This is a genomic window from Ruegeria sp. YKSE079, from assembly GCF_059612845.1.
This window is the reverse complement of the sequence record NZ_JBXWRJ010000007.1, coordinates 18,487-39,828: the sequence shown is the minus strand read 5'-3', so window position 1 is coordinate 39,828 and position 21,342 is coordinate 18,487. Positions and strand designations below refer to the sequence as shown.

Genomic DNA, 21,342 nt, shown 5'->3' with positions numbered 1-21,342 from the left:
CCGGTATTGTGCGCCTGCGGCGCGCTCTTATTTGTTCTTTGCTTGAGGGACGCTGTCCCTCAAACACCCTGGGGTATTTTCGACCAGAAAGAAGCAGGGCGCTTAGGTGAGGGATTTGTACATATAGGCGGTCGGCTCAAAGATGTTTTCAAACGGGCTGCGGCAATAGCCGGGGATTTGTCCGGCAACCGCGAACCCCAACCCTTGGTACAGCGTTTGAGATGGATCGCCGCTGCGGGTGTCGAGCACCAGAAGCGTTTTGCCCAGAGCGCGGGCGCGGGCCTCAAGCGCGTGCATCAGCGCCCTTCCCAGACCCTGCCGCCGCGCCTTGGGGTGCACCAACAGTTTGGCCACGTCGGCGCGGTGTAGTTGGTTTGGCATTGCTGCCATCGCCAGTTGCACCGTGCCTACCACTTTCTTGTTGGAGCATGCCACAAACAGGTCGGTGTTGCGGGACCGGATCGGCGGAAAGGCCCGGTCTTGCCAATAGGTTTGCGCCTCGGATCGGAAAAAGGGCAGGACGAAACCGACGCTGGCCCCGGCGTGAACGCAGGCATGCAGTATGTCGGTGAGATCGTCCAGAACGCCAGGCAATTCGGAGGCTCCCACCAGTGCAATCATATCAGCACCAGAATATAACGCGCGCCACGCTGCGGGCCGGTTTCGAACCGGTTGGGGCCGGACAGGTGATAGCGCAGGCAATCACCTGCATTCAGACGGTGCGCGGTGCCGTCCAGGGTCAACGTCAAGGCGCCGTCGAGCATCACCAGATGATGTTCCTGCCCCGGTTTCGGCGGCGCGTCATAAGTGATCCGCGTGCCCGGCGGCAGATGGCATTCCAGCACCTCGCCACTCAGCCCCCCGGCGGGCGGCGACACCGAGCGGCGGGTATATCCGGTCTCGGGATCGGTCCACTCGGTCTGCCGCTCATAGGGCACCTTGGGCGCAAAGGTTTCCTCGACCATCATCAGCAGCCGTGACATCGGCAGGCCAAAGGCCGCGCACAATCGGCCCAGGCTCTCGGCGGTGGGGCTCACCTCACCCTTTTCCATCCGCGACAGGGTCGCCCGGCTCAGCCCGCTCTGCGCGGCAAGCTGATCCAGCGACCAGCCGCGCCCCCGCCGCAGCTCTCTCAGGTGCTGTGAAAGGCGGTGAGACAGGTCATCCAGCATATCTCATTTCCGAAAAATATTCACATTTTCGGAAATTCTGCACTGAATATGAAAGGAAAGTAAACAGAAAATGGCGCAGAGAACCCCTCTGCGCCCCATTCTGCCCGATTTTCTGGCAGATTACTTCCAGCCGACCTCGTTAAAGATCTTTTGCGCCTCTGGAATGTTCTTTGCAACCTCCGACAGGTTCACCTCATCGGCTTTGAATTCGCCAAGCGCCGCCACGTTTTCAGCCAGCGGGACACCTGCCACCGCGGGGAATTCGTCATTGCCGCGCGAGAAGTAGACCTGTGCCGAGTCGCTGGAGAGATATTCCAGGAACCTGATGGCATTGTCCTTGTTCGGAGCATGAATTGCGACGCCGGCGCCGCTGAGGTTCATATGTGCCCCTTGCGCGTCCTGCGCCGGGAACTGGATGCCGATCATGTCGATATCGGCTGTCAGTCCTTTGATATCCTTGCGCAGGGCACGGGCGAAGTAATAGGAGTTCGACACGGCGATCTCGCATTCACCCGAGATGATGCCGCGCAACTGGTCGGTATCGCCGCCTTGCGGGTCGCGGGCCATGTTGTCAACGACACCGGCCGCCCATTCACGGGCTACGTCTGCGCCGTGGTTGGTGATGATCGAGGCCAGCAGGGTCTGGTTGTAGGTGTTGGTCGACGAACGGATGCAGACCAGGCCTTTGTATTCCGGTTTGGCCAGATCCAGATAGGTGACGGGCGGATTGGCGACCTCGGCCTTGTCGAAAAAGATGATGCGCGCGCGCTGCGAGAAACCGAACCATTGGTTGTCTGCGTCTTGCAGGTTGGCGGGAATGCGCTCTTCCAGAACCGCGCTGTCGACCGATTGCAGAATGCCGGCCTCCTTGGCGCGGGCCAGACGCGAGGTGTCGACGGTCAGGAAGATGTCGGCAGGCGAATTCGCGCCTTCGGCCTGCATCCGGGCCATCAGCTCGTCTGCATTGCCCTCGATCCTGTTGACTATGATACCTGTGGCCTCTTCGAATTCGGAATAGAGCTGTTCGTCGGTGTCGTAATGGCGCGAGGAGTAGATGTTCAGCTCTCCCTCGGCCGCAGCCGAAGTGGCAACAAGGGCCGTCAGCGCAGCGGCGATACAGGTGGATGACTTGATCATGGCGGGTTCCAACATGGTTTGGGTGAATTTTATCTGACTGATTTTATCAATTACCAGAGTCGGCGGGCGACGCAAGGTATTCCGACTGAATTAGTCGGAATAAATCGTCGCAGGCTTCACCCTTCGGGATTGTCCATGTCCCAGGCTGCCAGAAGCCGGGGCAGGGCGATGTTCCAGTCCAGAACGCCTGCCTTGTCTGCCCAGTCCTGATATTGCCGGGTCAGATCGCGCGCGCGCCGGGCTTCGCCGTGGATCAGGTCGTTGAGCTCGGTACGGTCGCTTTCCATATCGTAAAGCTCCCAATCGTGCCCATGCAGGCGCACCAGCTTGAACTGACCCAGCCGGATTGCGGAGTTGCCCTCGTGCTCGAAATAGATCGGCTGCTGGCGTTCCCACGCCTTGCCGCTCAACAGCGCGAGCAGGCTTTCGCCCTGACAGGGCTGGATCTGATGCCCGCCCAGATCAGACAGATACTGCGCCCCAGTGACTTCGAGAATGGTGGGCAGGATATCGACCACATGACAGGGTGCATGCACCGGCTGCCGCGCCCCGATCCGGTTGGGCCAATGTGCCACCAGCGGGGTCGAGATGCCGCCCTCGTGTACATAGTGCTTGAACAACCGGAATGGCGCATTCGAGACATTGGCCCAGGGCTTGTCATAGCTTTGATAGGTCAATGCGTCGCCCGGCATTACATCGGGCCGGTTGCCCATCGCAATCCTGTGCCCGTCATGGGTGGTGTCGGGAAAGAATTTGGCCCAACCGTCCTCGGCCATGAATTCGGCGCAGCCGCCATTGTCGCTGAGAAAAAGGATCAAGGTATCTTCGAACTGACCCAGCCGCTTCAGGGCTGCGATCAACGTGCCGATAGACTGATCCATCCGGTCCACCATCGCGGCATAGGTTGCCATCTTGCGTGCTTCCCAGTCGTGGTTCTGTTCGGCGTCCCACGGGATCACGTCCGGGTCGCGGGGGCTGATCTGCCAGTTGGTTTGAAACAGCCCCATCGCGTTCATTGTTTCATGCCGCGTCGTGCGGGTGGCATCCCAGCCTTTTTCATAAACCCCGTCATAACGGGCGATATCCTCGGGGTGGGCATGCAGCGGCCAATGCGGCGCGGTATGGGCGAGGTACAGGAAGAACGGCTGCTCCATCGCCACCGATTCCTCGATCATACCGATGGCTTTTTCGGTAATCGCATCGGTGAAGTAGAAATCATCGGGAAAGGTTTCGACGCGGCTGTCATCTTCCAGCATGAAATGCGGTGAAAAGAAATGGGTCACGCCATCGACGATGCCATAGAAGCGGTCGAACCCGCGCTGGCGCGGGGTAGGGTGGTCGATGTCGCCCACCCGCCAACTGTCGACCTCGCGGGCCATGAAATCTCCGCCCACGTGCCACTTGCCCGACATGCAGGTGCGATAACCTGCGGCGCGCAAATGCTCGGCGATGGTGGCGGCGTCGTCGCGCAGGAATCCCCGATAGGCGGGCGTGCCCAGATCGGCCCCCATATGTCCGATCCCGGCATTGTGCGGGTATAGTCCGGTCAGCAACGAGGCGCGCGTCGGGCAGCAGCGGGCGCAGTTGTACATCGCCGTAAGCAATGCCCCGTTCGCGGCCAGTGCGTCGATATTCGGGGTGCGGATCTCGGACCCTGTGCAGCCAAGATCGGCAAAACCCATATCGTCGGCGAGGATCAGGATCACATTTGGTCGGATTGACATGGCGGTCTCCAATGTGCTGGGCACAGGAAAGCGCGATGCGGCAAAGCGAGCAAGAGCCTTGCGCTTATTCCTGGTATGTCATTTTAGCAAAAGCCCGCCATCGACCGGCATGTCGATCCCCGTGACATAGGATGCGCCATCCGACAGCAGGAACACCGCGACATTCGCCAGTTCCTCGGGCGTGCCGACCCGGCCCATCGGTACATAGCCGCCTGCTTCGCCCACCTTTTCATCGCTATCCCAGCGCGCCTGCAACGGCGTCAGGGTAAGCCCCGGATATATCGCATTCGATCGGATGTTCTCGGCCGCCAGTTGCATCGCCAGCGAGCGCGACAACGCCCCGACGCCGGCCTTTGAGGTCGAATAGGCGTCCTGCGGTTTCGGATCGCCGCGCAGGCATTGCGTGGTGGCAAAATGCACCATCGCGCCCCCACCAGTGCGCCGCATATGCGGCACCGCGGCCCGCGCGGTGTGCACCATGGATTTGAGGTTGATGGCAAAGACCCGGTCCCAGACCGCAAGGTCCATGTCGAGAAGCGAGGCGTCGCGGTCGAACCACAACACGCCCGCGACATTGGCCAGATAGTCGATTCGCCCGAACCGTTCGGCGCCGGCGTCGATGGTCCGGGTGACGAAATCGGCATCGGTCAGATCGCCTTGGGCATACAGGCGGTTGCCGGTGTCGCCTTCCAGCCCTTCGGGTTCGGGTTTGACGTCGATGAGGATGGCGCGGCCGCCCGCCCTCAGGATCCGGTTGGCGATACTCAACCCCATGCCGCCGCCCGCGCCGGTCACGACTGCCACGCGGCCCGAAAAGTCAAAGGTGATCATTTGCCGGCACTCCTTTCCCGATACTTGTATGCGTCGGAGCAATTGAAAGGAGGTTTCCGGCCATGGGCAAGCCGCAAAAGAAAAACCGCGCCCGAGAGCGCGATTTTCAGAAAAACAGATGTGCGAAATTCTCAGCCCTGGCGAGCTTTGAACTTGCGCTGCGTCTTGTTGATCACATAGACGCGGCCTTTGCGACGCACGACCCGGCAGTCACGGTGCCGGTTCTTCAGCGAGCGGAGCGAGTTCCTGACCTTCATGGTCTGTCTCCAATCTGCGGCGCCTTCATCAAGGACGTGGCCAGCGCCTGGGTTAGCGGGTGCCTCGGGTCGGACCCGAAACAGTGAATAGATGGTGGGCGGTACAAGGATCGAACTTGTGACCCCTTCGATGTCAACGAAGTGCTCTACCGCTGAGCTAACCGCCCACTTTCCCTTTGCGTGACCTGCCCCATAACGAAATGGGGCGCGGAACCCCGCGCCGGTGGAGGGGTCTATAAAAGGAGTCGCAGGGGGGATCAAGGGGTTTGGCGGAACAATTTTCCGGTCTATGTTCGTTCCTGACAAGGAGAATCCATGCAGAACGTCGCCTATCATCTCAGCACCCCTGCGAATCGCACCTCTTGCGTGGTGTTTTCCTCGCCGCACAGTGGTCGCAGCTATCCCCCGGAGCTGCTGCGGCGTTCGGTTCTGGACCGCCATGTGATTCGCTCGTCCGAGGATGCGTTTGTCGATCTGTTGTTCGAACCGGCGGTGGAGTTCGGCGCGCCGCTTATCAAGGGGGCCGTTCCGCGTGCCTTTCTGGACCTCAACCGCAGCGCCGAAGAGCTTGACCCGGCGGTGATCGAAGGTGCCCGCCAGTACGGGCATAATCCGCGTGTGGCCTCGGGCTTGGGTGTGATCCCGCGCGTTGTGGCCAACGGGCGCGCGATCTATCGCGGTAAGCTTACAATGAACGAGGCGCGGCATCGGATCGACGCTTTCTGGCGGCCCTACCATGCCCGCTTGCAATCGCTGTTGGACGAGTCGCATCGCGCCTTTGGGCAGGCAATCCTGATCGACTGCCATTCCATGCCTCACGAGGCGGTGGCGAATATCGATCGCAAGTATTCAGGCCGCCCCGAAATCGTTCTGGGTGACCGTTTCGGTGCGTCGGCCGCGAACGAAGTGGTGGATCAGATCGAATCTGCTTTTGCCGAGGCTGGCTTCAGGGTGATGCGCAATACGCCGTTTGCAGGGGCCTATGTGACCCAGTCCTATGGTCGCCCCTCCCGTCAGCAGCACGCAGTCCAGATCGAGATCGACCGCTCGCTTTATATCGACGAAAAACAGATCGTGCCGAACGAGCATTACCGTGATTTCCGCAAAAGGCTGCGCGGGGTCATCGCGCAGATCGCCGCCATCGGTCAGGAATCCGTGCCTCTGGCCGCCGAGTAATTCCAGAAAGTTCGGGCCAGCGCCGATCCTGAGTTTTGACCCATTTCAAAAACCCGCCTAGTCTGATCGAAAAGGACGGGCTGTACGGTCATGACACATCGCGATTTACCGGGCATCACGGTTTCGACACTCGCGCGTTCCGCCCTATCGCTCGGTGGGGCGGCAACGATGGCGGCCTTTGCCTCGCTGATCGCGTGCTATGTCGGCTTTGTGCTCGAAGCCCTGTTCAGCCTGCCGGAGGTGCCGTTCAACCCGCATGTGCAGGCCGTGCTCATGTGGGGGTTGGCGCTGGTCGCCACCTATTTCGTGTGGTGCGATTACGAGCGCCACCACCGGACCCTGCCACTGGTCTTTGCCGTCGCTGCCGTCGTCATCCTGATCGCCACGCTCTACATCAGCTATGACCACCGGGTCGAAGCGCTGGCCTATGTGCTTTTGGTTATTGCGACCTTGCTGAACCAGAACTTTCTGCTCAGCGATCTCAACCGAACCGTCCAATCGCAGACGTCGGAAATTTCGGCCCTGAACGCCCAGCTGGAATCCCGCGTCGAACAGCAGGCGGGAGAAATCGGGCGTCTGGAACGGCTCAAGGAATTCCTCGCCCCCCAGATCGCCGAAGCCGTGGTCGAGGGCGGGCGCGAGGACCTGTTGCAGATCCACCGCCGGTACATCGCCTGCCTGTTCTGTGACATCCGCAACTTTACCGCCCTGTCCGAGGCGCTGGAACCCGAGGATGTGATCGACATTCTGCGCCGGTTCCATGACCGCGCAGGCGCACTGGTGGCCGAACGCGGCGGCACCATCGGCTATCGCTCAGGCGACGGGCTGATGGTATTCTTCAACGACCCGGTTCCCTGCGACCAGCCGGTGCATCAGGTGGTGTTGCTGGCCCTGGATATCCGCGATGCGTTTTCCGACATCTGCGCCCCCTGGCGGCGCATGGGGCACAGCGTCGGCCTTGGGGCCGGCATCGACAGCGGCCACGCGACCATGGGGCTGGTCGGGCAAAAGGGCCGCGCCGATTACACCGCAATTGGCGGTGTCGTGAATATCGCGGCCCGGCTGTGCGACGCGGCGGGCGAGGATCAGATCCTCATTGGCCAGCGCGCCTATCTGGAGGTCGAGGACCAGATAGCTGCCCAATCCATCGGTGCGCTGAATTTGAAAGGGTTGTCCAACCCTGTCGAAGCCTTCAGCATAACCGGATGGAACGGAGCGGGCGGACTATCTCAGTGACCGCCCCTTGACGATGGCGTCGCTGCCGAACCTTTTGCGGATTTCGTCGGTGGCGCGTTCGGCCTTTGACCGACGCGCTGCGTCCGGATCCAGCAGATCGCCTGACATGTCCGCCTGTTCCGCGTCGCACAGGTCGGACAGACCGCAGCCCAGTAGCCGGTAAGGCCCCTGGTCTCCGACCTGATCGAACAGCCCGCGCGCGGTGCGATAGATCCGGTCGGCCATCTGCGTTGCATCCCTCAACGACACGCGTCGGGTCAGGATCTTGTGATTGGCCTTTTTCAGCTTCAACGTCACCACCCGCCCCGCCAGACCCTTGGCCTTGGCACGGTCGGCCACCTTTTCCGCCATCCGCCACAGGTGCCCGTCCAGAATATCGGCGTTGGCGGTGTCTTCGAAAAACGTGGTCTCGTTGCTGATTGACTTCATCGGTTCGTGCGCCGAGACGCGACGCTTGTCCTGTCCTCGCGCCAGATGCCACAGCCGATATCCCATCGAACCGAACCGCGCGGTCAACGCCTCCTGATCCCAGCGCAGCAAATCGGCAAAGGTCCGGATGCCGGCACGTTCCAGCGATTCCTGCGCCGCTGGGCCAATACCCCAGATCAACCGCACCGGTTTGTTTCGCAGAAACGCTGCCGTCTCGGTCTGGCCGATCACCGAAAAACCTCGCGGCTTGTCGAGGTCTGAGGCGACCTTGGCCAAAAATTTGTTGTGACTTAATCCAATTGAGCCGGTCAGCCCCAGTTCGTCCTTCATCCGCCTGACCAGCCGCGCCAGCATTATCGCGGGCGGCGCACCATGCAGCCGCTCGGTGCCGGACAGATCCATGAACGCCTCGTCCAGTGACAGGGGTTCCACCACCGGGGTTAACTCGTCCATCATCGCGCGGATATGTTTCGACACCTCGGCATAGAGAGACATGCGCGGTTTGATCACCACCGCGTCGGGGCAGAGTTTTAGCGCCTGAAACATCGGCATGGCCGAGCGCACGCCGCGAATCCGGGCCACGTAGCAGGCGGTTGACACTACGCCGCGCTTGCCGCCGCCGATGATCACCGGCTTGTCCGCCAGTTCGGGATTGTCGCGCTTTTCCACCGAAGCATAGAATGCATCACAATCCATATGCGCGATGGTCAGATCGAAAAGCTCGGGATGCAGCCTGACCCTCGGGCTGCCGCAGGACGGGCAACGCCGGGCGTCCTCGAAACGGCTCAGGCAGTCGCGGCACAGGCCCGGCATCCTAGATCCTCAGGCTGGTTTGTTTCTGGAATGTCCAGTGCTGACTATACCACAAGCGGAACCAATCAAAGTCCCGGATTGCGGCAGAAGGGCTCTGTTAGAAAAAGAAATCCCCCCGCGAAGCTGAAGCGGGGGGAGAGGTAACGAACTTCAGGAAGAGAGAGTTCGTTGGGGAGTGTCTCGAGCTTAGAATCGCTCAAAACTTGACGTAGGGGCAAGCTTGCGCGAGCAGTTGTGAAAACTTGAGGGTTTCATGTGTTTTTGCGGGCACAGAGACAATATGGCGCGACAAGCCGCGAAAAAGGCCGCTGTTCAAACGTTTACGCTGCTATTTTGTGCGTTCCGGGACGGATTCCGTGCGATAAGTTCAATGCACACGCAACGCGCTCAACTCGTTTAGCACCGCTTCGGCGGCCGCCTTGGGGTTGGCGGCACGATAGATCGGGCGGCCAACCACGATGTGATCGGCGCCGTCGCCGACAGCGCTGGCCGGGGTGGCTACCCGTTTCTGGTCACCCAGATCGGCGCCGGCAGGGCGCACACCGGGGGTCACGATCAACCGCCCCTCGGACTGCGGCAGAGCGCGGATCAACGCCGCTTCCTGCGGGCTGGCAATGACGCCGTCGGCGCCGGCTTCGAACGCTTTGGCCGCGCGTTCCACGACCAGATCCTGTACATTGCCCGGCTTGATCAGCGCTGCATCCAGATCGGAGCGTTCCAGCGAGGTCAGGATGGTCACCGCCAGAATCTTCAGGTCCTTGCCCGCCGCACCTTCTTTCGCGGCCCTCACAACATGCGGATCGCCATGTACGGTCAGGAAATCCAGATCGAACTGCGCCAGCCCGCGCACGGCGTTTTCCACCGTGTTGCCGATATCGAACAGCTTCATGTCCAGAAAGATGCGCTTGCCGTAATCCTGCTTCAGCTCATTGGCCAGCGCCAGCCCGCCACCCGTCAGCATGCCCAATCCGATCTTGTAGAAATTCACCGCATCGCCCAGCTTTTGCGACAGGGCAAGACCTTCGAGAGCGTTGGGGACATCGAGGGCAACAATCAGGCGGTCGTCGGACATCGGGAAGGCTCCTTTTCGCAAGCGCCTGCGTCCTAGCGGGTTTGCGACGGTCTGTCCATGATCGGCGTAACTGGTCAAATGTCACAGAGCGGAAACCGGGCTATGTTATCGTATCCGCAATCACACCGAACAAAATGACAGTGGGACAAAAGATGAAGAAACGGTTTGCATTTGGATTTCTCGCAACAATTGCGGCATGTGGTGAATTACCGCAAGGTGGTGCGTCCGATGTCGGTGTTGCCCCGGCCCCGACCAATGACGATCTGCGGCTGGTGCGCGGTTACAGGTCTGAGGATGACTGGTGTCAGTTGACCGGCGAGACCGCCTTTACCGTCGATTTCCTCGATCACACTGCCGATCTTGTTTCGTGCCCCTCGGGCAGTGAGGCGGTTCGGTCGCTGGTCGACACGTTCGATGCGCGGCTGGTGGCCCAGACCGGCGGCTATTCCGTTTATACGATCCCGCGCGGATAAAACGGATTTCTGGTCTTTAGCTCTTGAAGCCACAGCGATATTCCCCAGATTGAATGCGAGGCCCAGACCAAAGCGTGCCGCCGAGCGGGCGCAAATATCCCGGGCGCTTGGAAAAGGAGAGAATGATGGACTTGTCGAAGTTCACTGAGCGGGCACGAGGCTTCGTGCAGGCAGCGCAGACAATTGCACTGCGCGAGGGGCACCAGAGACTGGCTCCCGAGCATATTCTGAAAGCACTGATGGACGACGAGCAGGGGCTGGCAAGCAACCTGATCAGCCGCGCCGGCGGCGCGCCGGCCCGCGTGGTCGAAGCGCTGGACGCAGCGTTGTCCAAGATCCCAAAGGTCAGCGGCGATGCGGGTCAGGTCTATCTTGATGGCCAGACCGCCAAGGTACTGGACGAGGCCGCCAAGATTGCCAAAAAGGCGGGCGACAGTTTCGTCCCGGTCGAGCGTATTCTGATGGCGCTCTGCATGGTGAAATCCAACGCCAAGGAGGCGCTGGAGGCCGGTGCCGTATCCGCGCAGAAGCTGAACGAGGCGATCAACGACATCCGCAAGGGCCGCACCGCCGACAGCGCCAGTGCCGAAGAGGGCTATGACGCACTGAAGAAATATGCGCGTGACCTGACCGAGGCTGCGGCTGCAGGAAAGATCGACCCGATCATCGGGCGGGACGAGGAAATTCGCCGCTCGATGCAGGTTCTGTCGCGTCGGACCAAGAACAACCCGGTTCTGATCGGTGAACCAGGTGTCGGCAAAACCGCGATTGCCGAAGGTATGGCCTTGCGCATCGTCAATGGTGACGTGCCAGAGTCGCTGAAGGACAAGAAGCTGCTGGCGCTTGACATGGGCGCACTGATTGCCGGTGCCAAATATCGTGGCGAGTTCGAAGAGCGGCTCAAGGCCGTGCTGACCGAGGTTACCGAGGCGGCAGGCGAGATTATCCTGTTTATTGACGAGATGCACACGCTGGTCGGTGCTGGTAAGTCCGAAGGGGCGATGGATGCCGCCAACCTGATCAAACCGGCGTTGGCGCGCGGCGAGTTGCACTGTATCGGTGCCACAACACTGGACGAGTACCGCAAGTATGTCGAAAAGGACGCGGCCCTTGCCCGCCGGTTCCAGCCAGTATTGATCGCTGAGCCGACGGTCGAGGACACGATTTCGATCCTGCGGGGCATCAAGGAAAAGTACGAGTTGCATCACGGCGTTCGCATTTCGGACAGCGCGCTGGTGGCGGCCTCGACGCTCAGCCACCGCTACATCACCGACCGGTTCTTGCCGGACAAGGCGATCGACCTGGTGGACGAGGCCGCCAGCCGCCTGCGTATGGAGGTGGACAGCAAACCCGAAGAGCTGGATCAGCTGGACCGCAACATCCTGCAGATGCAGATCGAGGAAGAAGCGCTCAAGCTTGAGGATGACGCCGCCTCCAAGGATCGGCTTGCCACCCTGCAAAAGGACCTGGCCGAATTGCAGGAACGCAGCGCCGAGATGACCGCGCAATGGCAGGCCGAGCGTGACAAGCTGGCCAGCGCCCGCGATCTCAAGGAACAGCTCGACCGTGCCCGCGCCGAGCTGGACATTGCCAAGCGCGAGGGTAATCTCGCCAAGGCAGGCGAGCTGAGCTATGGCATCATCCCTGAGCTCGAGAAAAAACTGACGGTGGCGGAAACGCAGGAAGACAGCGGCCTGATGGCCGAGGAGACCGTGCGCCCCGAACAGATCGCCGCGGTGGTTGAACGCTGGACAGGTATCCCGACCGCCAAGATGCTGGAAGGCGAGCGTGAAAAGCTGCTGAGGATGGAAAATGACCTGCACCGCCGGGTCATCGGTCAGAACGCCGCCGTCAACGCGGTGGCCAATGCCGTGCGGCGCGCGCGCGCCGGGCTGAACGACGAGAACCGCCCGCTGGGATCTTTCCTGTTCCTCGGCCCCACCGGCGTCGGCAAGACCGAACTGACCAAGGCCGTGGCCGAGTTCCTGTTCGACGATGATGCCGCCATGGTTCGTATCGACATGTCCGAGTTCATGGAGAAACACTCGGTCGCCCGCCTGATCGGCGCGCCTCCGGGCTATGTCGGCTATGACGAGGGAGGGGTGCTGACCGAAGCTGTGCGCCGCCGCCCCTATCAGGTAGTGCTGTTCGACGAGGTCGAAAAGGCGCATCCAGACGTGTTCAACGTGTTGTTGCAGGTGCTTGACGATGGCGTTCTGACCGACGGTCAGGGCCACCATGTCGACTTCAAGCAGACGCTGATCGTGCTGACCTCGAACCTCGGTTCTCAGGCGCTCAGCCAGTTGCCCGAGGGCGCCGACAGCAGCCAGGCGCGGCGTGACGTGATGGATGCGGTGCGGGCGCATTTCCGCCCCGAATTCCTGAACCGACTGGACGAGACGATCATCTTTGACCGGCTCAAGCGCGAGGATATGGACGGTATTGTCGATATCCAGCTTGCCCGCCTGAAGAAACGTCTGGCCAGCCGCAAGATCGAGCTTGCGCTGGACGAGGACGCACGGGAATGGCTGGCCAACGAAGGCTATGATCCGGTGTTTGGCGCACGGCCTTTGAAACGGGTGATTCAGCGCGCGCTGCAAAACCCGCTGGCCGAGGCGTTGCTGGGTGGCGAGATCAAGGATGGCGAAACCGTCCCGGTGGCCGTCGGACCCGAGGGTCTGATCATTGGTGACCGGATCGGCACATCAGATCGCCCCCGTCCGGACGACGCGGTCGTGCATTAATGGGCAGGTGATTGCCATGAAGACTTCAAAGCCCGCCGGACATGGCGGGCTTTTTCGTAACAACACGCGGGAAGCCTTTAGTTCAATAGATGCGTTTTGCACCTGCGCAATCTGAACTTGGGTGAAACCTTTGCTTTCCTAAGCGCCCGCGCCAGCCGATCGCTCAGGAAAAAGATGTCTTCTTTGAAATCCGGGTCAATCCAAATGTCAGGGCCTGAAGACGCAGAGGGCAGAACCATCAACTCATCGTCCTGTAGAATTGGAGTTGCCTTCCAGAATTTGGCAATTTCTCGATACTCAACACCTGATGAAATCTCCGGAAGCGCAGTTTTTTTCGTGTTCCCGATATTCAGGCAAAAATACTCGCCTTCAACGGGTATTTTCCGGTCGAACTGAAACAGACGCGTGGGATACAGCCCCCCTTGCCCGAGGTCGAACTGCCGCAAGACATCAGCACATTGCGAAGACACAACCCAAAAAGCGTTAATACGAAACAGGTGCGGCTGTCGTTTATATATTGTGTCCTTGTATTTGCCATACATCTCTTTGGCGAAGCTTTCCCGAGGCAGGGGTTCGCCTCGGTCGATGCGATGCAGGATGTCAAACAAAAGCTTCTCATCACGTAGCATTATGTCGCTGGTAAAGGACTTGTAGGTACTGGAGTCGAACCCTGCCAAGCTTGCCCAGATACTTGAATTCTCTTCTGACACTAATTTTCCATGCGATTACTAAAACGAACTCTGCCCGACGATAGTTCAATCAAATCCGTCATTCAAACCAGACAATTCGTCTGATCCGACCACTACGTCAACGCGCGCTTTTTTCGACCCGGCAAATGTGCTGTAGTCCCTCACATGATCGGGGGAGATATGCGGCGCAGCAAGGGTATCAACAGATGGTTCACCGGCCTCTGCCTCACCTTGGCGTTGGGGGCCTGTGGAGAGAAATCCTATAACGAAATTGCCATCATGCCGCCGCCAACGGGTTATGAGGGCGGCACGCTTGATCCTTTCACCACCGCCACCGCGCGTCAAAAGGCCGAGCGGGCCAAGCTGTTCTATGCCACCGACCGCCGCGTCGCCGGACCCGATGACGCCTCGGATCATTATGCCAACGACCGTGGGATCGTGCTGCGCACCGGGACGGTGGATGTGGCGATGACCCCGCCTGCGGGGGACTGGGAGACCCTGCGCCGGATCTCGACCGGGCAGGACGACACCCAACGCACGCTTTCCGTCGTTTCGGCGCAGGAATTCGGGCCGATGCCGTTTTCCATCTCGGACGATACGGGGGAGGAGATCGACCCGGCCGATGCCGCCCGCGCCGCGCGCGATTTTGCCCGCGCCATCAATCGGCAACTGTCGCTGTCGGGCAGTCGCGATGTGGTGATTTATGTGCACGGCTATAACGTCGATTTCGAATACCCCACGCTGGTGGCGCGCGAGTTGCAGCACTATCTGGGCTATCGCGGCGCTTTTCTCAGCTACAACTGGCCGGCCACGCCCAACCGTCTGGCCTATTTCCGCGACCTTGAGACCGCCAGCGCCACGCGTCGAAACCTGCGCGAACTGATCGAGTTCCTGACCACCCAAACGCAGGCGCGGCGGGTGCACCTGATCGGCTACAGCGCCGGATCGCGGCTGGTGTTCGAAGCCGCCTATCAGATCGCCCTATTGGATGACGGGCGCGCCCGGCTGGGGCAGGTGGTGCTGATCGGCAGCGACCTCGATCGGCTCTATTTTACCAACGCATTGGCCGACGGCCTGCTTGACGGCATGGACCAGTTGTCCATTTACATGTCCGGCAGCGATGCGGCATTGGGCATGTCCGAGTTCGTCTTTGGTCGGAACCGCCTTGGGCAAACGGCAGGGAACGAGGCTATGCCAGACTGGCTGAGGCAGAAACTGCTTGCCGAAAACCGCCTTGCCCTGATCAACGCTTCTGACGCTCCGGGGGCGGACGCGGGCAACGGGCACTGGTATTTCCGCTCGGCCCCCTGGGCCAGCAGCGACATCCTGCTAACCCTCAGCAGCGGCGCGCTGCCGGCATCACGCGGCCTTGTGCGGTCACGAGGCAGCGCGGTCTGGCAATTCCCGCAGGACTACCCCGACCGGCTACGCGCCCTGCCGCTCCTCAACTGACACGCATCCCGACTTCAGGAGAGACCATCCGCCATGTCTGATACGCCGCTACCTTTTGACTATCTGTCCGACGCATACCTTGCCACCCTGAACATTCCCGCAAACGAGATTGCGGACTGTATCGAACAGGCCTTGCGGGATCAGGCCAAGGGGCAACTGTGGACCGCGCCCAAGGCGGCGATTATTCCCGGCGACGGGCGTTACGTGATGGCGACGCTGGCCGTCGCGGACGCACCGCCGGTCATTGCCGTCAAGGCGGTGATGGTCAGCCCGGACAATCCCGGGCGCGGCCTGCCTGCGATCAACGGCTCTATCATGCTGCTCGACAGCCAGACCGGTGCGTTGCGGGCGGTGACTGATGCGGGATGGGTGACGGCGGTGCGTACAGCAGGTCTTAGCGCCGTTGTGGCGCGCCGATTGGCCAACCCCGCCTCGAAAACCGTGGCCTTTGTCGGCGTCGGGGTGCAGGCGCGCAGCCACATCGACGCCTTTGCCGAGCTGTTTCCGCTGGCCGAGGTGCGCGCCTTTGGCCGCACCCCGGCCAACGTCGAGGCGTTCTGCGACTACGCCCGCGGCAAGGGCCTGACTGCACAGGTCGCCACCAACCCGCGCAAGGCGTTGGAGGGGGCGGATATCGTCGTCACATCGGTTACCCTGAACTACGAGATCGAACCCTTTCTTGATGCGAACTGGCTCAAGCCCGGCGCCTTTGCGGCTGTCACCGACCTGGCCTTGCCGTGGCAACCCAGTGGGATGTCCGCCTTTAGCGCGATCTATGTCGATGACCAGCAGCAAGAGGCGGCGATGGAAAAACCGATGGTCGCACCCGGCCTGATCTCGGGAGATCTGTCTTCGCTGGTTGCAGGCATTACTTCGGACGGCTTCGATCCGGCGCGCCGGACCGCATTCGTGTTTCGCGGGTTGGCCATAGGCGATCTGGCCGTGGCCGCATTCGCGTATCAATGCGCGGCGCCCTAAAACGCCTGAAATCGCGAGACCAGCCGATGGGAAACACACTATGACCTTCAGCAACAAGGACAAGATCCGCGCTCTGCTCAAAAGCATCGAAACCGGCGATCCCGGACCTGTCGCCGTGGTGAACGAGAAGAAATACATCTAGCACAACCCGCAGACCCACGAAGGCAGCGAAGGGCTTGCAGCACTGTTCAAGCGGCTTTCCGAAACTTCGCCCCGCGTCAATGTCGTGCGCGCATTCGAGGACGGGGATTTTGTGTTCGGGCACACCGAATACGACTTCGCCACCTCCCGGATCGGGTTCGAGGTGTTCCGCTTTGAGAGCGGCCAGGCGGTCGAGCATTGGGACAATATCCAGCCACGTCAAGGTCCCAACCGATCTGGCCGCAGCATGGTGGACGGCCCGGTCGAGGCCACGGATATCGATCGGACCAAGGCCAACCGCGATCTGGTCCGGCGCTTTGTCGATCATATCCTTATTGGCCGCAATCTCGCTGATCTGGTGGATTATGTCGATAACGCGTTGATCCAGCACAGCCCGGTGATGGATGATGGCTCAGCAGCCCTGCGCGCCGCACTGAACGAGCGCGCAGACGGCGCGCTTGCAATCCAATACTTCCGTAATCACCGCCTGCTCGCCGAAGGTAATTTCGTCCTGTCTGTCTGCGAAGGTTATCTCCGGGGCGAGCATACGTCTTTCTATGATCTGTTCCGGGTCGAAACGGGCAAGATTGCCGAGCATTGGGACACTATTGAAACCGTTCCACCCTGCGAGGCCTGGAAGAACGACAACGGCAAATGGTGAGTGTTAGCGGTTTTGACTGTCTATAGAAAACTGGTCTGACGGAGGGCCTGAAATTGTATTGATGACAAGACACGCTGTCATTGCCGCGTTTCCGGCGTTTCTCGCACCTCGCGCTCGGCCTGCACACGTGCTTTGAACTTGCCCAAGATGACGTCCAATATGCGGAGCCGCAGACGGCCCGGTGATGCGCCCCTCCTTGAGTTGCCTGATCCGCACTGTGCTTATTGACGGAAATCGCAAATGCCTATGCGTCTCATGACTGGATAGGTTTTCACCCGTTTTTTGTTGCTGGCTTGGGAGTAAAAAGCGACAGCGGATTGCCAGTGATCCGCCGCCTTGTACGTGTGTCACAATTCAGCCGACCGGGGACCCTTGGAAACAAGTTTCCACGCCATCGCTCAGACTGCGTGCCAAACTTGGCCATCATGGTTTTGCGGCACATTCCAGGTCGCGGTCGGAAAGCATATTTCCTATTTGTTGCAGTTCTGTGGCTAGCTGGTCGACAAACGCTGCCGCCAATGCCGAAGGCGGCCGGTGGGCGGGTTGCAGAATTGAAACTGCCAATGAAACTCGTGGACGAAAAGGCCGGAATACAACTGGCCTGACGACGGGGTGAGCAAGAAAATAACCGGCGGCTGTTATCGGATCACATACACAATAGCACAAACCCTTCTCAACAAGGGCGAACGCAGGGTTGAATGTTCGCAGTTCGAAACGGTGCACAAACTCCGCCTTTTGCGACTTGAAAGCAGATTGAGTGGCCAGCAGGTTCGGGTGCCCTTGCTGAAGCGCGGCCATCGGTTTGCCCGACAGCGCCCGGGCTTCAATTGCTGGCATGCGTGCCAACGGGTCGTCCGCCGGTAAGGCACAAACGCATTCGAGATCGAAATCCCGTGTAATCAGGGCAGGCGAAGGTGAAGGTGTTTCCGCCAGGCCAATGTCGTATTGCTGCGAGGATATCCACTCTTCAATGACGGAGGAAGCGCGCATCATCAGTGACGCGCTCACATCGGGCTTGTCGGCCAGAAACCGGGCGAGCAATTGGGGCATCAAAAGGCTGGAAGCCGCCGGCATGCAGGCAATGTTAAGACGGCCCTTTGTCAAAGCACCGATTTCACGCATTGTTCGTGTGGACAATGCCAGTCGGTCCAAAATGGCTTCGGCCTCGTCAGTGAAGTATCGAGCTTCGGGTGTTGGAACCATCTTGCCCCGCTGTCTGTGAAACAGGGCGATTTGCATTTCAGCCTCCAGATTCGCGATCAAGGCGCTAACGGCGGGTTGTGTGCGCCCCATCGTCCGCGCTGCTTCGGTGACAGAACCGCTGCGCATGACTTCTCGAAAGGCCTGAAGCTGGCGAAAGCTGATATTCATGGGCGTTGATTTTCCTGATATTTGCTTGAAGATATAAAGTAACTTTATTCTATTATCAATTTTATCGTTTTGACTTGATGATCTGTACTCGCAAGGTTCGCCCCCACGGAAGCACAGAATGCGCTTCGCGTTACGGAGGGGGAGATGGACCGTTTTTCGAGTATAGTTCTGACAGCGCTGATCTGTCTGGTGGCTCTTGGTCAATTCGTGCAGGTGATCACCCGTTATGTGCTGGAAATTCCAGTGATGGGGCTGGAAGAAAGCCTGCTTTATCCGACGCTCTGGCTTTATATGCTTGGGGCGGTCAACGCGTCACGCGAGAACACACATATCCGGGCCAATGTGCTTGAGATCTTCCTCAAGACCGAACGCCAGCACAAGATTCTCGCCATCGTAGGCGAGATCATCAGCCTGATCGTGGGGCTGTGGCTGACCATGTGGGCGTGGGACTATGCAAAATACTCGATTCGAGTCTGGCGCGAAAGCCCAACGCTGTATTTGCCGACCTTCTATGTCGATATCGCTCTGTTTGCAGGGATGGTGTTGATGATGCTGTTCACAGTCTGGCACCTGGCGATGCATCTCAAGGCTGTCCTTTCGCCCGATTTCACTCCGCGAAAGGACTCCTGAACATGATTGAGATTGCTCTTTTTGCGGTGCTGGTTCTGGTCATTCTGCTGACACTCGGTGTACCGCTGCCTTACTGCTTTGGTGCCGGGTTGATGGTGATGTATTACGCCGGCGATGTGGTGATGAAAGGCAATATGCTTTGGGGATTCCAGCAACTGGGCAACCCCGTTCTGTTGGCCATCCCGTTGTTTGTACTGGCCGGAACGATCATGAGCGTATCTGGTATCGCTGCCAGCTTGCTGAACTTCGTGAACATCTTCATCGGTCACCTGCGTGGTGGTCTGGGCGTCGTTGCAACCGTGTCTTGCGCGCTGATCGGGGCGATTTCCGGCTCGGGCTTGACCGGCGTTGCCGCCATCGGCCCGCTGCTGATCCCCGAGATGGAAAAACAGGGCTATCCTCGCGCATACGCAACCGCCTTGATCGCCAACGCGTCTCTTTTGGGTCTGTTGATCCCGCCTTCGGTGACAATGATCGTTTATGGCTGGGTCACGGACACCTCGATCCTTGCCTGCTTTCTGGCTACGCTGGGCCCCGGCCTGCTAATCATGACGAGCTTTTCGATCGTCAACATTCGCATGGCGCGCAAGTTTCCGTTGCAACTGAACGAACCGCTGAAAGGGCAGGAGTTCGTTTCCGAGGCCACGCAGCGCGGCCTGAAAGCCACACCTGCGCTACTGATGCCAATTATCATTCTTGGTGGCATCTATGGCGGCATAATGACCCCGACCGAAGCTGCTGCGGTAGCTGTAATCTATGCGATCCCTGTGGGTTTTCTGATCTACAAAGGACTGGATATGCGTACCTTTTTGGGTGCGGGCAGGGAAGCCGCCACATCCGTCGGCGCCATCATGCTGATGATCCTGTTCTCGATGATCCTCAGCCAGATGTTCGTTCTGGAAAGCGTGCCGCAGGCGATTGTGCAGGCGATCTTCTCGATCACTGAAAACAAGGCGCTTCTGCTGATCCTGATCAATATCCTGTTGTTTCTGGTCGGCATGGTCGTCAATGACGTCACCGCCATCATCCTGATCGCGCCACTGCTTCTGCCGTTGATGCAGGCCATCGGCGTCAGTCCGATCCAGTTCGCGGCGATCATGGGCGTCAACACGGCCATGGGCGGCGTGACGCCACCCTATGCTTCGATCCTCTACCTTGGTGCACGTATCGGACAGGTCCCTGTGACCCGCGTGATCCGTCCTGCCATGACTCTCATCCTGCTGGGCTATCTGCCGGTGGTGTTCCTGACCAGTTTCTGGCCGGACCTGTCGATGTGGCTGCCTCGCTTCTTTGGCTACTAAGCCGCAAATTTCATCACTCACGGAGGAGCAAAACCCAATGATGAATTTCCTGAAGTCCACGGCGATGGTCGCCGCCGTACTGGCCACCGCCGGCATCGCCGCCGCCGATACTCTGAAGGTCAGCCATATTCGACCTCAAGGTGCGACTATCGACAACGAACTGCGCGCTTTCGCCGAAGAGTTGAAGACGGCGACCGACGGTTCGCTGGAACTCAATCTGTTCCCGGCATCGGCGCTTGGCGACTATACCTCTGTTCAGGAACGGATTTCAGTTGGCGCCATCGACATGGCGGTGCAGCCTGCCGCGACTGCCGTCGATCGCCGCATGCAGATTTCGGCCTTTCCATATGTCGCTGCAAACTGGGCCGAAGCGAAAAATATCTACGGGCCCGGCGGCGCGATCTATGACGCGATGAAAGAGCTCTATGCCAAGCAGGACATCACCATGCTGGCCGCCTATCCGGTGTATTTCGGCGGTGTCGCGCTGAACACCGAAGCGGTCGATCCCGGCAACCCGACCTCGGCCAAGGGTATCAAGGTGCGTGTGCCCGGTATCAAGAGCTTCCAGCTGACCGCCGACGCGCTTGGCTACATCTCCTCGCCGATCCCCTTCTCCGAGGCCTTCACCGCCGTGCAGACCGGTGTGGTTGACGGCGTCGTCGGTTCGGGTGCCGAAGGCTACTATGCCTCGTTCCGCGATGTGACCACCACCTATGTGCCGGTGAACACCCACTTCGAGGTCTGGTATATGATCATCAACACGGAAGCCCTGGCCAACCTCAGCGACGCAGACCGTGCAGCGTTGGAGAGTGGTGCCAAGGAATTCGAAGCGAAACGCTGGGAAACCGCCGAGGCCGACCAGTCTGCGTTTGAGCAGAAGCTGGCCGACAATGGCGCCACCATCGTCAAATTGAGCGATGAAGAACTGGCCGCAACCGCCGCTCATGTGCGCGAAGCGGTCTGGCCGCAGGTCCTGGAAGACGTTGGTCAGGAATGGGGCCAGTCCATTCTGGACAAGATCGGCAACTAGGGGCCCTCAGTCGCTCGTCGGGAAA

20 protein-coding genes and 1 tRNA gene are annotated in these 21,342 nt (G+C 59.8%); 10 read left to right on the top strand and 11 right to left on the bottom strand.

Annotated features, from left to right (window positions below):
- Positions 1-102: 102 nt before the first annotated feature.
- From AC2FMY_RS07960 to AC2FMY_RS07930, 7 genes are all read right to left on the bottom strand, one after another.
- A complete protein-coding gene (locus tag AC2FMY_RS07960; RefSeq protein WP_496748450.1) occupies positions 103-621 on the bottom strand; it encodes a GNAT family N-acetyltransferase in 519 nt (172 codons plus the stop codon).
- On the bottom strand, positions 618-1,172 hold the full coding sequence (locus AC2FMY_RS07955; RefSeq protein WP_496748449.1) for a helix-turn-helix domain-containing protein: 555 nt from the start codon (positions 1,170-1,172) through the stop codon (positions 618-620). The genes AC2FMY_RS07960 and AC2FMY_RS07955 overlap by 4 nt, the downstream gene beginning before the upstream one ends.
- A gap of 120 nt (positions 1,173-1,292) precedes the next feature.
- The gene (locus AC2FMY_RS07950) at positions 1,293-2,309 is read right to left on the bottom strand and encodes a Fe(3+) ABC transporter substrate-binding protein (RefSeq protein WP_496748448.1); all 1,017 of its coding nucleotides are present in this window, start codon (positions 2,307-2,309) and stop codon (positions 1,293-1,295) included.
- A 116-nt stretch (positions 2,310-2,425) separates the two neighbouring features.
- A complete protein-coding gene (locus AC2FMY_RS07945) occupies positions 2,426-4,033 on the bottom strand; it encodes an arylsulfatase (RefSeq protein ID WP_496748447.1) in 1,608 nt (535 codons plus the stop codon).
- Between the two features lie 78 nt (positions 4,034-4,111).
- A complete protein-coding gene (locus AC2FMY_RS07940) occupies positions 4,112-4,864 on the bottom strand; it encodes an SDR family NAD(P)-dependent oxidoreductase (protein WP_496748446.1) in 753 nt (250 codons plus the stop codon).
- 131 nt (positions 4,865-4,995) lie between these two features.
- Positions 4,996-5,121: a type B 50S ribosomal protein L36 gene (gene ykgO / locus AC2FMY_RS07935; RefSeq protein WP_068338904.1), complete on the bottom strand. Its 126-nt coding sequence runs from the start codon at positions 5,119-5,121 to the stop codon at positions 4,996-4,998.
- Between the two features lie 92 nt (positions 5,122-5,213).
- A tRNA-Val gene (locus AC2FMY_RS07930) sits at positions 5,214-5,288 on the bottom strand.
- Positions 5,289-5,436: 148 nt separating this feature from the next.
- Between AC2FMY_RS07930 and AC2FMY_RS07925 the strand changes: the two genes are divergently transcribed.
- Both AC2FMY_RS07925 and AC2FMY_RS07920 read left to right on the top strand, forming a co-directional pair.
- Positions 5,437-6,297, top strand: a complete 861-nt coding sequence (locus tag AC2FMY_RS07925) for an N-formylglutamate amidohydrolase (protein WP_496748445.1) — start codon at positions 5,437-5,439, stop codon at positions 6,295-6,297.
- A 90-nt stretch (positions 6,298-6,387) separates the two neighbouring features.
- The gene (locus AC2FMY_RS07920) at positions 6,388-7,533 is read left to right on the top strand and encodes an adenylate/guanylate cyclase domain-containing protein (RefSeq protein WP_496748444.1); all 1,146 of its coding nucleotides are present in this window, start codon (positions 6,388-6,390) and stop codon (positions 7,531-7,533) included.
- Here the strand turns inward: AC2FMY_RS07920 and AC2FMY_RS07915 are convergent.
- Together AC2FMY_RS07915 and pyrF are read right to left on the bottom strand one after the other, a co-directional pair.
- Complete coding sequence (locus tag AC2FMY_RS07915; RefSeq protein ID WP_480750235.1) at positions 7,522-8,775, bottom strand: DNA polymerase IV; 1,254 nt, start codon at positions 8,773-8,775, stop codon at positions 7,522-7,524. The genes AC2FMY_RS07920 and AC2FMY_RS07915 overlap by 12 nt on opposite strands.
- Before the next feature lie 367 nt (positions 8,776-9,142).
- Entirely contained in the window at positions 9,143-9,847 is a 705-nt protein-coding gene (gene pyrF, locus AC2FMY_RS07910) for an orotidine-5'-phosphate decarboxylase (RefSeq protein WP_496746726.1), read from the bottom strand.
- Positions 9,848-9,981: 134 nt separating this feature from the next.
- Here pyrF and AC2FMY_RS07905 point away from each other — a divergent pair, with 134 nt between their 5' ends.
- Both AC2FMY_RS07905 and clpB read left to right on the top strand, forming a co-directional pair.
- Positions 9,982-10,320 carry a hypothetical protein gene (locus tag AC2FMY_RS07905; RefSeq protein WP_496807216.1) on the top strand — a complete coding sequence of 113 codons (339 nt, stop codon included), beginning with the start codon at positions 9,982-9,984 and terminating at the stop codon, positions 10,318-10,320.
- 125 nt (positions 10,321-10,445) lie between these two features.
- On the top strand, positions 10,446-13,064 hold the full coding sequence (gene clpB, locus AC2FMY_RS07900; protein WP_496807215.1) for an ATP-dependent chaperone ClpB: 2,619 nt from the start codon (positions 10,446-10,448) through the stop codon (positions 13,062-13,064).
- Positions 13,065-13,141: 77 nt separating this feature from the next.
- Here clpB and AC2FMY_RS07895 read toward each other — a convergent pair whose 3' ends face one another.
- Entirely contained in the window at positions 13,142-13,774 is a 633-nt protein-coding gene (locus AC2FMY_RS07895) for a hypothetical protein (RefSeq protein ID WP_496807214.1), read from the bottom strand.
- Between the two features lie 159 nt (positions 13,775-13,933).
- Between AC2FMY_RS07895 and AC2FMY_RS07890 the strand changes: the two genes are divergently transcribed.
- The 3 genes from AC2FMY_RS07890 to AC2FMY_RS07880 all read left to right on the top strand — a co-directional run bounded on the left by AC2FMY_RS07890 (position 13,934) and on the right by AC2FMY_RS07880 (position 16,985).
- Positions 13,934-15,205 (top strand): alpha/beta hydrolase, encoded by a 1,272-nt coding sequence (locus AC2FMY_RS07890; RefSeq protein ID WP_496807213.1) that lies wholly within the window; start codon positions 13,934-13,936, stop codon positions 15,203-15,205.
- 33 nt (positions 15,206-15,238) lie between these two features.
- On the top strand, positions 15,239-16,183 hold the full coding sequence (locus tag AC2FMY_RS07885; protein ID WP_496807212.1) for an ornithine cyclodeaminase family protein: 945 nt from the start codon (positions 15,239-15,241) through the stop codon (positions 16,181-16,183).
- 226 nt (positions 16,184-16,409) lie between these two features.
- On the top strand, positions 16,410-16,985 hold the full coding sequence (locus AC2FMY_RS07880; protein WP_496807211.1) for a nuclear transport factor 2 family protein: 576 nt from the start codon (positions 16,410-16,412) through the stop codon (positions 16,983-16,985).
- 423 nt (positions 16,986-17,408) lie between these two features.
- Here the strand turns inward: AC2FMY_RS07880 and AC2FMY_RS07875 are convergent, their stop codons facing one another.
- Positions 17,409-18,560 (bottom strand): LysR substrate-binding domain-containing protein, encoded by a 1,152-nt coding sequence (locus tag AC2FMY_RS07875; RefSeq protein ID WP_496807210.1) that lies wholly within the window; start codon positions 18,558-18,560, stop codon positions 17,409-17,411.
- Here AC2FMY_RS07875 and AC2FMY_RS07870 point away from each other — a divergent pair.
- The 3 genes from AC2FMY_RS07870 to dctP are packed head-to-tail and all read left to right on the top strand — an operon-like array spanning position 18,501 to position 21,317.
- A complete protein-coding gene (locus AC2FMY_RS07870; RefSeq protein ID WP_496746740.1) occupies positions 18,501-18,986 on the top strand; it encodes a TRAP transporter small permease in 486 nt (161 codons plus the stop codon). The two genes, AC2FMY_RS07875 and AC2FMY_RS07870, sit on opposite strands and share 60 nt — an antisense overlap.
- Positions 18,987-18,988: 2 nt before the next feature.
- Positions 18,989-20,287: a TRAP transporter large permease gene (locus AC2FMY_RS07865; protein ID WP_480750226.1), complete on the top strand. Its 1,299-nt coding sequence runs from the start codon at positions 18,989-18,991 to the stop codon at positions 20,285-20,287.
- Between the two features lie 37 nt (positions 20,288-20,324).
- Complete coding sequence (gene dctP / locus AC2FMY_RS07860) at positions 20,325-21,317, top strand: TRAP transporter substrate-binding protein DctP (RefSeq protein WP_496746743.1); 993 nt, start codon at positions 20,325-20,327, stop codon at positions 21,315-21,317.
- The last annotated feature ends 25 nt before the right edge of the window (positions 21,318-21,342 follow it).

What these genes read in the sequence shown, in the direction of transcription:
- AC2FMY_RS07915 (WP_480750235.1), bottom strand. Translation starts at nt 8,775, where the DNA reads ATGCCGGGCCTGTGCCGCGACTGCCTGAGCCGTTTCGAGGACGCCCGG.
- AC2FMY_RS07960 (WP_496748450.1), bottom strand. Translation starts at nt 621, where the DNA reads ATGATTGCACTGGTGGGAGCCTCCGAATTGCCTGGCGTTCTGGACGAT.
- AC2FMY_RS07865 (WP_480750226.1), top strand. Translation starts at nt 18,989, where the DNA reads ATGATTGAGATTGCTCTTTTTGCGGTGCTGGTTCTGGTCATTCTGCTG.
- AC2FMY_RS07955 (WP_496748449.1), bottom strand. Translation starts at nt 1,172, where the DNA reads ATGCTGGATGACCTGTCTCACCGCCTTTCACAGCACCTGAGAGAGCTG.
- AC2FMY_RS07890 (WP_496807213.1), top strand. Translation starts at nt 13,934, where the DNA reads ATGCGGCGCAGCAAGGGTATCAACAGATGGTTCACCGGCCTCTGCCTC.
- pyrF (WP_496746726.1), bottom strand. Translation starts at nt 9,847, where the DNA reads ATGTCCGACGACCGCCTGATTGTTGCCCTCGATGTCCCCAACGCTCTC.
- ykgO (WP_068338904.1), bottom strand. Translation starts at nt 5,121, where the DNA reads ATGAAGGTCAGGAACTCGCTCCGCTCGCTGAAGAACCGGCACCGTGAC.
- AC2FMY_RS07885 (WP_496807212.1), top strand. Translation starts at nt 15,239, where the DNA reads ATGTCTGATACGCCGCTACCTTTTGACTATCTGTCCGACGCATACCTT.
- AC2FMY_RS07945 (WP_496748447.1), bottom strand. Translation starts at nt 4,033, where the DNA reads ATGTCAATCCGACCAAATGTGATCCTGATCCTCGCCGACGATATGGGT.
- AC2FMY_RS07870 (WP_496746740.1), top strand. Translation starts at nt 18,501, where the DNA reads ATGGACCGTTTTTCGAGTATAGTTCTGACAGCGCTGATCTGTCTGGTG.
- AC2FMY_RS07950 (WP_496748448.1), bottom strand. Translation starts at nt 2,309, where the DNA reads ATGATCAAGTCATCCACCTGTATCGCCGCTGCGCTGACGGCCCTTGTT.
- AC2FMY_RS07905 (WP_496807216.1), top strand. Translation starts at nt 9,982, where the DNA reads ATGACAGTGGGACAAAAGATGAAGAAACGGTTTGCATTTGGATTTCTC.
- dctP (WP_496746743.1), top strand. Translation starts at nt 20,325, where the DNA reads ATGATGAATTTCCTGAAGTCCACGGCGATGGTCGCCGCCGTACTGGCC.
- AC2FMY_RS07925 (WP_496748445.1), top strand. Translation starts at nt 5,437, where the DNA reads ATGCAGAACGTCGCCTATCATCTCAGCACCCCTGCGAATCGCACCTCT.
- AC2FMY_RS07940 (WP_496748446.1), bottom strand. Translation starts at nt 4,864, where the DNA reads ATGATCACCTTTGACTTTTCGGGCCGCGTGGCAGTCGTGACCGGCGCG.
- AC2FMY_RS07920 (WP_496748444.1), top strand. Translation starts at nt 6,388, where the DNA reads ATGACACATCGCGATTTACCGGGCATCACGGTTTCGACACTCGCGCGT.
- clpB (WP_496807215.1), top strand. Translation starts at nt 10,446, where the DNA reads ATGGACTTGTCGAAGTTCACTGAGCGGGCACGAGGCTTCGTGCAGGCA.